This window comes from Aureimonas sp. N4 (assembly GCF_001463925.1).
In the GTDB taxonomy this organism is placed as follows: Bacteria; Pseudomonadota; Alphaproteobacteria; order Rhizobiales; family Rhizobiaceae; genus Aureimonas; species Aureimonas ureilytica_A.
The window spans coordinates 65,249-73,977 of the sequence record NZ_BBWS01000060.1; the positions used below are offsets into that span (position 1 = coordinate 65,249).

Below are 8,729 nucleotides of genomic sequence, written 5' to 3' on the forward strand. Positions count from 1 at the left end.
ACTCTAACGACGGCCGCTTGCCGGCCACCTACCTCGATCCCTCCAATGCGATCTATCTTTCACCGTGGCCGACGGAGCGACTGGAGCAGCCGGTCCGACGCTGCTGCCACGATGGAGCTCTGAGCGCAGATCGCCATGTTGAAGCGGCGAATGACCTCCGGGTCCCGGATCATGATCTGCCGGAAGCCGTTGCCCAGCGGTCCTGGACCGATCGCGATGTCCGGGGCGATGGGAAGCCACAGCTGGGTCTCCCCTGGATGGATCAGCCCCTCGAACGGCATGACCGGCGTGCTCCCCAGGACGAACTGCCGCCGAATCCGCGGATCAATATGGACGATGTCTAGGTAACGTCGCCGGAACGCATCCAGGACCGGCCCCTTGAAGTGCCGGATCGCCTTGATGCGCGAGTTATGGAAGACGCGCTTCTCGATCTCCGCGTCCGGGAGTCCCTCAAGCTCGTGCTCCTGTTCCGGGTGTTCCCGTCGCCAGGCCGCGATACTGCTCCGGAGGAGCTCGTCGAAGCCGATGTCGGCACGGTAGCGTTCGAACCGCTCGGGAGTTCGGCGAAACTGCAGGTAGATGAACAGGTCGACGACCGTCTTCTGCTCGACGGTGATGTCGACCACCTGATTCCCGCGCACGCCGACGAGGATCTCATCGATCACGGGCGAGACCATCCCCTCGAGTCGAGCCAACTGCACCTCAAGGGTTGGATCCCGGCTCCCGTCCTGCCGGTATAAGGAGTGGAACTGTCCGACGACGAAGAGATCCTTGGGTAGGACGTCGCGAACGGTCTCCTGGGCCTTGAACCAAGCCCTGACCGTGCCTGCGTCCCCCGCGAATTGCTCGATTAGGAACTTCGGGACGAAGTGGTGGCGCTTCGGCGGCGTGACGGCGGCGGGCTGGGCGGTCTGCAAGCTCATGAGCCCAGGATATCGGGCTTCGGAGGTTGCCGTCCATGTCCGACGAGGGACGGATCCAGCCTTCGCCGATGATCCGCCGGTCAGCGCGTCGGAATACCTGACACGATCGCTACGCCGAAGCTAACGGCTTCGGTCTCTGTCAGGCTTAATTGACGGCAGCCGATCAACAGCCTGCGCGTCTTGAGCACGTTCAGGAGTTTTGAATGCTCCACGCTCTCGATAGGCTGTCACGACTTGTTGCCCCAGGATATGCCGCTGCAGCACTGGGGGTGGCATGGTTGAAACAAATCGATGGATGTCACGCGCGAGCTGGACGTCGGAAGGGTTCTGCGAACGCGCAAGGGCCTTCGCTCCTTCGATATAGTTCTTTCGGATCGCCGTTTGCCGGGCTGCGATCTTATCCTCCCATGGACGCGGCGGTGCTTCGGATGGCCGCAGAACATCGCGCGTGACCTGGTGGCGAGCTGAGGCCGTGACGCTGGGCTCCTTGCCGCGCCCCGCCTGGAAACGCTCTCGCGCCTTCCGAACAGGCATCCGTTCCGCTTTCCGAACAACGCCACGTGCTCGGCGCGGAGTCGCCTCGGCTTCGATGCCCCGTTCTCGCAGACGCTCCGCAAACACTTGACGCCATTGCGCCAAATCCGCCTTGCGCGGATTGAGACGCTGCCCATCATGACCCGTCGACCGAAGCGTCAGATGAACGTGCGGATGCTTGCCATCCGTATGAAGGGCCATAGCGTAGTCGTGCTTACCCTCGAACATGGTTCGAGCCAGCGACCGAACGGCGTCCCGTAGCTTATCCGGATCAGTTCCGGGCGGCATTGAGAAGACAACGGAAATGCTGGTGGAGCTGTTTTTCCGTCCCGTGCCGATAGCACTCTCAACGCCCCAACTGTCCGCAAGGTCGTGAACGTCGCGGCGACCGATCATCCGGTCGCCACCGTCGCATTCCAACTCAAGCTTCCCGTTGCGAGAGATGTAGTCGAGATGCGCCTTCACATGGTCGGCGCTGTAGGTCCGGCCAGTGATTTTGACCATCACTTCGGGAGCTCGGCTCGCGATCCGAGCCATGCGGGCTTTAACGCCCGCAAGACTACCGCCGCCAGTGGCCAGCGGAAGCGACAACGGTGTAATGACCTTGCGCACCTTTGCGGGCGGTCGCCAGTTGTCCTCAAAGCCACGCTGGGTTTTGAAGTCAGCCATCCGCGTTCCAATAGCCGTCGTTGCTTGTGAGAGCGCGTTGCAGTCGCTTGCTGAGCGTTCGGATTTCCTCGGCGTGCTGGGCCACGGTGACCACCTGGCGATCAAGGGTCGTCCCAGGCAGCACGGCGCGGTTCATCGCCCTTGCCATCTGATTGACGTTCGTCCCGATGCGCTGGAGCGCCTTCTCTATCGACTGAACTTCGCTTCGCACATCATTGGATAGCATCACGCGCGTGGCCGCCGGGCGTGCTTCGAAACGGCTGCGGATCAGATTGGTTACCCATCGTGTCCGCCGCATGTTCGCGGCCTTCGCCTCCACATCCACATGATCCATGACCTCCGGCGGGAGACGGATCATGATTTTTTCCTTGGCCTGGGCCCTGGAGCGCAAGCCATTCCCCGGGGTGTCGCCGCCCCCCTCCCCGCCCTCCGTGACCCGCCTCACCAACGTTCGGAGCAACGCTGATCGCCCGCCATGCTGTGCCGCCAGTTCGTCGAACTTGCGGGCATCTGCATCGGAAAGTTGGAAGCCAAAGAAAGCCATACCGAACCATAGGTTTTAAAAACACTGGCGGCAAGCCTATCCTGCCATTGTCTCTATTCTCCAAAATTTGTTCCACCGGTGGAACTTGCTGCGATCGAAGCGCCCACCTCGCCAGCAAGCGCACCGATACCGGGCACTCGTGCAACTCTCCACCCTTGAGTAGGATCAAAGCCTCCTACCCCCTTTCGCGAAACGAGGATCTAAGGGCGATCCATTACGGATCGCCCAAACGCGAAAATCCGGCTTGATTCCAAGCCGGGTTAAGACGCGACAAGTCGCGCAAAATGGAAGGCTGATGTGTACGCCCTCTTAGTCCCGATCAGAGGGAGAGGAAAAGCCGCCGGCCCTCTGGCTCGATGCGAAACAAGAGGTCGTCATATTTGTAGCGCAGCACGACACAGCTGAATGCAAGCGTCAGGTAGAGAAACGCTGCGTTGTGTCCGAGACCGTAATCGAAACCGGTGCCAGCATAGTCGGCGAACCAGTTCATCGCAGAAGCGGCGACCCCACCGACTGCGAAGAAGCCGAGAAGAAAACGAACTCCTCCCCGGCCGTGGAGGAGGATGAAGAAGACGGCATATCGTGCGAGGTGAACGAAAAGTCGGATCGGATAGAGCACCAGTCGCAACGGATCAGTGTGCATGGCTCCTCCCTTCTGTCCGGGCCGCCAGTTACTCACGGCGACCCGGATACACAGGTTTAAGGTGCGACGATTTCAAAGATGACCAGATCAGACAAGGGCACCGGACGAATGTCCCTCCCCTGGTCGAACGCTACAAGCGCCGTCTTTGGGTCTGGTCCCGTACGATCAATCAGCAGACGACCGAATTCCTCGCCAAGTTGAACAATGAACTGGGGATGGCTAACCTCTGATTGACCAATGGGGCTAACTGGAACGACGCCACCCCCCTTCCCTTCCGAACTGCTTTCGCGCTGGTCCTTGGTCGTCGAGGAAGTAGCAGATGGCGCAGAGCGGGAGCCGCCCTTTGGCGGGGACGACGGAACGGGAGCGGTCGATCCGCTCTCGTTCGTCTGGGGCGCGACACCTGCTTCTGGAAGCTGCCCCTCCCCCTTCCCGCTCATCGCGTCCCCCAGCCGAGTGATGGCCGGTCTGTTGATCGCCTCGGGCGCCGTTGAGGATAAGAATGCTTCGACGGCTTCCTTGTCCTTCTTCCAGAGCCCGAAGAGCTGGTAAGCCGTGGCACTGCCGATCTGGTCGACGTGAACACGAATGGCCTCGGGCATCTCGACCACGGCCTTGTACTCGCTCACGCGAGCCTTCGACATTCCAAGCTGGGTCGCGATCTCGGCATACTTCATCCCACCTTTGGCAAGGTCGTCGATAGCGATGGCGATCTCGTTTGGCGACAGGCGCGCCCTCTGGATGTTTTCGACAAGTTGCACCGCTCGAACATTCACCTTCACGGGGTCAACGATCCCGATGGGAATGTCCGAGAGACCCGCCATCTTGGAGGCTCTCCACCTGCGCTCGCCGAACACGATCGTGTGCATACCGTCCACGGCAGCCAGGACGCCGATCGGAGACAGGACTCCGTTTGCCTTGATGGAGTCCGCCAGCTCCCGCAATTCAGCCTCATCAAAGACCTTGCGGGGTTGATTGGGGTCAGGCTGCACTTTGTCGATTGGTGCGTGCGTCGCCGCCTTCTTCGGCATAATGTCGATGTCGAGCCCTGCGATGAAGCTCTTGGTAACCCCAGATGCGGTGTTCATAGCGCGTCACCGGCTTGGTCAAGCCGCTCCTTCAAATGGTCCAGGATGTCTCGAATTTCCTTGCCCGCGGTCTGAGCGGCGGTGTTCCCCTTCATCGCCCAGACAGGACGGCATTGAGGATTGTTCTCGTCCCGCGATACGGCTTGCTCGTAGCTCTGGCGCTGGGTGATGACGCCGGGGAACAAGACCGAGTTGGTATAAGTCTCGGCTACCTGAGCGAGGGTTTTGCGCTGCTCCGGCGAACCAGAATTGAAGCGTGAGACCAGAAGGCCGAACAGTTCCACCGGCTTGCCAGAGCGGACCTGCTGGTTGATTGTTTGAAGTTGCTGGAGCAGCGTCCGGGCACCGTCCAACGAGAATTTTCCAAGGTCCATGGGGCTCAACATGCCCGAAGCCGACGCGAGCGCGGCGAAGGTGGAAGCACCCCAGGTGGGCGCTGTGTCGATCACACAATAATCGTAGCTATCACGGAGAGCCTGCATGTTCTTGATGAACCGGCCCACGACGGTGTTCGCATTCGTTGGGACTTCATGCAGCCGTTCGTCTGCGGCAAAGAGTGTCAGCCCCTCAGGCCCCGGGGCAGGTTCGATTGTTTCGAAGAACAGATCGCCGGATGTGGGGCCTCTATGAGCGTCAGGAAAGACGGACGTGAGGTTCTGCTGCGGGTCCATGTCGACGAGGAGGACACGCGCACCTTGGATTTCCGCGAGATACCAACCGATGTGAGCGGCGAGAGTAGTTTTGCCAACGCCTCCCTTTTGGTTGTTCACGACAACGGTTTTCACGGTTTATCCCTTCCCGGCGATGTGGCCCGCAAGCTGTTCATAGTGGGTATGTATCTGAGTGAGAGCGAGATCGCGACGGGCTTCCGCTCGGCTTCAATCATCAATGGTGCGCATGTTGCGGCGGTACAGTTCGCGACCCGTCCGGTCGCGGCATCCAGTCACAGCATTTCCCCCGAAAGCCGCAATACCGATGAGTGCCACAATGCCGAGCAGAAGCGCCGCGAGAGCGTGAAGACCGATTAGCCAAGCAAGGCCGCCGGCTGCTACGATCCCCAATGGTCGGAACATATTACGCCTCTGTCGTCCGAGGAATCACGACCAAGCCAGTGCGAGTGGCTTCGCTCATTCCCTAGGCAGCGAACTTAGGAATTCGATTTCACCTTTGAGATCGACCTGAATTTCAGGAGAAATCCGAGGACTGGACTCGCCTTCGCGCGTCCACTCTCGGTAGATCATCGTGCCCGATACGGCGACGGATCGCCCTTTCCGGCCATGCCTTTCCAACATATCGATCAGGCCGTTCTGATACGAAACGACGCGATGCCATTGTGTCCGCTCCACCCAATCTCCGGTCTCACGGTCTTTGTAGCCTTCGTCCGTCGCCACCGAGAGGATGGCAACTCGGCCGTTGGCGGTCGATCGAATTTCCACGTCTTGGCCGACGCGCCCTGCGATCGTAATCTTGTTCATAGCTTCTGATCCTTGCGCAAAATGGACCTGGCTTCGGAGACCCCGAACCGCTTGCATCCGTCGTCGGATGGCATCGTCTGTGGCGAACTTCCACTCAAGAATGGGCACCAAGCGCTTCAACCAAGCGAACATCGCTCGGCACCTTCTCGTTCGGTGACGTTGACCGGCATGTCCATACCCAAATCGAGCATTGTGCCTTCGCCATTGTTATTCTCTTTCGCCAGTGGGCGAGGTCTCCGGCGTTCGTGCCGGTGAATGTCTGCCCTGACATTCACCGGAGCGAAGGGAGGGGGGCGAAGACCCCAGAGTGGCCGGGGCCGGGACTGTCAAAGGGGTCGGCAGCGGGCAAAATCGGAAGGTTCGCGGCCCTGGCCGTGAAAGCCGATTATGTTCGATGAGGCGAAGCCGATCCGACGCGCGTCAGCGCGCTGGCCCCTTGACCGTCACGGGCGCGGGCGCTTGGGCGATCAGGAGGGGAGGGGATGTCGACGAGCCCCAAGCTCGTCGTCCCTGCAAACGCCGCGCCATAGCGCGGCCGCAAGAGTTCCACCGGTGGAACTTTCCATTCAGTCCTAATATGAAGCTGCGCGCGTCAGGGATCGTCACCCGAATGGGCCAAGACCCGGAACTCGGGACTTGGGGAGCGAAGCGACTAGAGCTCGGCCCGAAGGGGACGTCAGAACCCAATTAAGGATGGATCGAATACATCCGATTTATTGCGACTTTTAAGACCAAACCGTACGATTTTATTACAGTGGCGAATTATAAGACCAATCCGGTATATTTGAGGGAAGATGATGGAAGAACGCTCCATTTTCGGGACGACTTTGCATGGAAAGATCGATGACCTTAATAATGGACCCGAACTCCTCAATATCGGGTTGGCGTTCCGTTATGATGCAAAATCGCTTTGGATTGAAGATGGCCCGAGGTCAGGCGCCAATTTGGCAAATCGCCTCGGAGTAGGTGAGGCAATTTCGCGTCACATAGCCTTTGGCGGCATCTCTCTCTAGGATGGCCGATCGGTGAAGATCGGATGCAATGGATGCGCATCACGCCTGAAGGTGTCGAGGAGATCGATCACCGTCCCGGTTAAGTCGTTCATCGCATCACCAAACCAGAAGACAGGATCGGCTCCTTTGGCCCGCCTTAGCGGGACTCCCTGCTACTCCACTCGGCACCGATCTCGACCGTGGCGAGAAGAGGAACGGACAGCGTCAGCTTGATAGTTAAGCGCCCGCATTTCAAGAGGGGCTTGATCAGCCTGTCGACATAGGAGCGGAGGCGGCGGCCAGTGCGGGAGAAAAAGCGAAGGGTGGTTTTCACGAGTAGCTCCTTTGGGTGTCTGCGTCGTTCGCAGGTCAAAGGTGCCCTTGGCGTTGAGAGGAGTTGCATCCGTCAGGACTGAAGCGCAGCGGAAGACGTCTGGCGTGGGGAATTTTGAAGCGGCGTCAGCCGCGGTCGCGAGGAGCCCGCTTTGGCGGGCGGGGAAAATCCCCCACGCTAGACGTTGCGGCGACGCGCCCAAGGGCCATTCTGACCTGTGGATGAGCGACGTGGATGCCAAAAGGGGGAGTGATCCTCATCGGGGCCTTTGGCTCATCAACCCTGGTCTCCGCTTGCGTTTACGGCAGGTGGTCCTGAGCGAGCCCGCCTGACGATCAAACGGATCTTCCCCAGCATGATAATCGGACAAGATCCGTAAGCGACCGAGAGCCCCGCTAATGTGGGGCATCAAGTGCCGCGCGCCTGGCGCGCGTCATTGTCGGCAAGCGCAGCGCGGTCGGGCACGAGTTGGTCCGAAAGGATCTCCGCTCCCGGCGGCTCGATGCCGGCGGGAGCGGGCGGCCGTGGCGGGGGCGACCGCGTGTGCGATTGCCCCAGCCTACCTCATGCTGCCAGACTGCTCGTCTCGCCCCCTCTATCTGTTTCGCTGGGCGCGACATATCCCGGTTGCAAGCTGTGAAGGAACGATGCCGCCTTCTCAGCCATGGATGCGGCCTGAAAGATCGCACGCTTGTCGTTTTTCAGGACCCGCAACCACGACTCAAGATAGCTCGCGTGATCCTCTGGGGGTTCGATGCTGATGTCGAGATCAGCTGCTAGGTAGGCCGAGCCGATTTCCGCAACCAGCTCCTCGCGCGCGTACCCTTCATCGCCCCACGTCTTGCGGCCCAGATCACGAGCAAGGCGGGTTTCGTGTTTCGTCCAATGCACCATTTCGTGCGCCAGCGTGGCGGCATATCCTTCAGCGGTGAAAAACTCATCGAAGGGCGGCATCTGAATGCAGTCGGCGGCCGGACTATAGAACGCGCGGCTTCCGCCGTGTCGAATAATGGCGCCGGTAGCGGAAAAAAATGCGTCGGCCGCTTCGATCCGCTCTTTCGGCGGGATGTCCAAACACTTCGTCGGGGCAGGGCGGAATTGCTCCGGAAGATTGTCGATCTGATCGCAGTTGAAGACGCTATAGCCCTTCATAAACGGGATACGGCGTTCGCTCTCATTGCCGTTGTCGTCAGTCTCGGTGCGGGCGATCGCGTTGGCATAGACCACGAGGGCGGCTTTCTCCCCCTTGCGGACCTGCCCGCCTAAAGCAGCGGCTTGACGGTATGTCATCCAATGCGAGGAGCAATAACCATTCGCCTGCGCTTCCATCCACAGAAGGATCGTGTTCATGCCGCGATATGGCTCGCCATTGGCGCGGAGTGGGCGCTGCGCCACGTTTCCATTCGCTCCCCAAGGCTGCATCCAAGGACGCACGCCTTGCTCAAGTTGGGCCACGATCTTGTCGGTGACACGCTGGTAGACGTCGATCCGCGTGATGTCCGAAGCAGGTTTCGTGCTCTTACGGGT

11 protein-coding genes are annotated in these 8,729 nt (G+C 59.9%); 2 read left to right on the forward strand and 9 right to left on the reverse strand.

The genetic code is table 11. The features are described 5' to 3' along the window. Positions 1 to 59: 59 nt before the first annotated feature. The 6 genes from AUL28_RS21245 to AUL28_RS22345 form a co-directional block, all read right to left on the reverse strand. Complete coding sequence (locus tag AUL28_RS21245; RefSeq protein WP_062236829.1) at positions 60 to 923, reverse strand: DUF4238 domain-containing protein; 864 nt, start codon at positions 921 to 923, stop codon at positions 60 to 62. Between the two features lie 120 nt (positions 924 to 1,043). Then, positions 1,044 to 2,126 (reverse strand): relaxase/mobilization nuclease domain-containing protein, encoded by a 1,083-nt coding sequence (locus tag AUL28_RS22340; protein ID WP_082640620.1) that lies wholly within the window; start codon positions 2,124 to 2,126, stop codon positions 1,044 to 1,046. After that, positions 2,119 to 2,670: a plasmid mobilization relaxosome protein MobC gene (gene mobC / locus AUL28_RS21250; protein ID WP_082640621.1), complete on the reverse strand. Its 552-nt coding sequence runs from the start codon at positions 2,668 to 2,670 to the stop codon at positions 2,119 to 2,121. The genes AUL28_RS22340 and mobC overlap by 8 nt, the downstream gene beginning before the upstream one ends. Positions 2,671 to 2,989: 319 nt before the next feature. Beyond that, positions 2,990 to 3,313, reverse strand: a complete 324-nt coding sequence (locus AUL28_RS21255) for a hypothetical protein (RefSeq protein WP_156420123.1) — start codon at positions 3,311 to 3,313, stop codon at positions 2,990 to 2,992. A gap of 56 nt (positions 3,314 to 3,369) precedes the next feature. Next, complete coding sequence (locus AUL28_RS21260; RefSeq protein ID WP_062236836.1) at positions 3,370 to 4,401, reverse strand: ParB/RepB/Spo0J family partition protein; 1,032 nt, start codon at positions 4,399 to 4,401, stop codon at positions 3,370 to 3,372. After that, entirely contained in the window at positions 4,398 to 5,186 is a 789-nt protein-coding gene (locus tag AUL28_RS22345) for a ParA family protein (protein ID WP_082640622.1), read from the reverse strand. Before AUL28_RS22345 ends, AUL28_RS21260 begins: the two co-directional genes overlap by 4 nt. Between AUL28_RS22345 and AUL28_RS22350 the strand changes: the two genes are divergently transcribed. Continuing rightward, positions 5,160 to 5,429, forward strand: a complete 270-nt coding sequence (locus tag AUL28_RS22350; RefSeq protein ID WP_156420124.1) for a hypothetical protein — start codon at positions 5,160 to 5,162, stop codon at positions 5,427 to 5,429. The two genes, AUL28_RS22345 and AUL28_RS22350, sit on opposite strands and share 27 nt — an antisense overlap. A gap of 99 nt (positions 5,430 to 5,528) precedes the next feature. Here AUL28_RS22350 and AUL28_RS21275 read toward each other — a convergent pair whose 3' ends face one another. Further along, complete coding sequence (locus AUL28_RS21275) at positions 5,529 to 5,876, reverse strand: single-stranded DNA-binding protein (RefSeq protein WP_192843511.1); 348 nt, start codon at positions 5,874 to 5,876, stop codon at positions 5,529 to 5,531. A gap of 797 nt (positions 5,877 to 6,673) precedes the next feature. On the opposite strand from AUL28_RS21275, the gene AUL28_RS22895 reads away from it, so the two are divergent. Next, entirely contained in the window at positions 6,674 to 6,889 is a 216-nt protein-coding gene (locus AUL28_RS22895) for a hypothetical protein (protein WP_156420125.1), read from the forward strand. Between the two features lie 136 nt (positions 6,890 to 7,025). Here AUL28_RS22895 and AUL28_RS22900 read toward each other — a convergent pair whose 3' ends face one another. Both AUL28_RS22900 and AUL28_RS21280 read right to left on the reverse strand, forming a co-directional pair. Continuing rightward, positions 7,026 to 7,202, reverse strand: a complete 177-nt coding sequence (locus tag AUL28_RS22900) for a hypothetical protein (RefSeq protein WP_156420126.1) — start codon at positions 7,200 to 7,202, stop codon at positions 7,026 to 7,028. A 564-nt stretch (positions 7,203 to 7,766) separates the two neighbouring features. Continuing rightward, positions 7,767 to 8,699, reverse strand: coding sequence for an ArdC family protein (locus AUL28_RS21280; RefSeq protein WP_062236858.1), 933 nt, complete (start codon positions 8,697 to 8,699; stop codon positions 7,767 to 7,769). Between the last annotated feature and the right edge of the window lie 30 nt (positions 8,700 to 8,729).

What these genes read in the sequence shown, in the direction of transcription:
- AUL28_RS21245 (WP_062236829.1), bottom strand. Translation starts at nt 923, where the DNA reads ATGAGCTTGCAGACCGCCCAGCCCGCCGCCGTCACGCCGCCGAAGCGC.
- AUL28_RS22340 (WP_082640620.1), bottom strand. Translation starts at nt 2,126, where the DNA reads ATGGCTGACTTCAAAACCCAGCGTGGCTTTGAGGACAACTGGCGACCG.
- mobC (WP_082640621.1), bottom strand. Translation starts at nt 2,670, where the DNA reads ATGGCTTTCTTTGGCTTCCAACTTTCCGATGCAGATGCCCGCAAGTTC.
- AUL28_RS21255 (WP_156420123.1), bottom strand. Translation starts at nt 3,313, where the DNA reads ATGCACACTGATCCGTTGCGACTGGTGCTCTATCCGATCCGACTTTTC.
- AUL28_RS21260 (WP_062236836.1), bottom strand. Translation starts at nt 4,401, where the DNA reads ATGAACACCGCATCTGGGGTTACCAAGAGCTTCATCGCAGGGCTCGAC.
- AUL28_RS21275 (WP_192843511.1), bottom strand. Translation starts at nt 5,876, where the DNA reads ATGAACAAGATTACGATCGCAGGGCGCGTCGGCCAAGACGTGGAAATT.
- AUL28_RS22895 (WP_156420125.1), top strand. Translation starts at nt 6,674, where the DNA reads ATGGAAGAACGCTCCATTTTCGGGACGACTTTGCATGGAAAGATCGAT.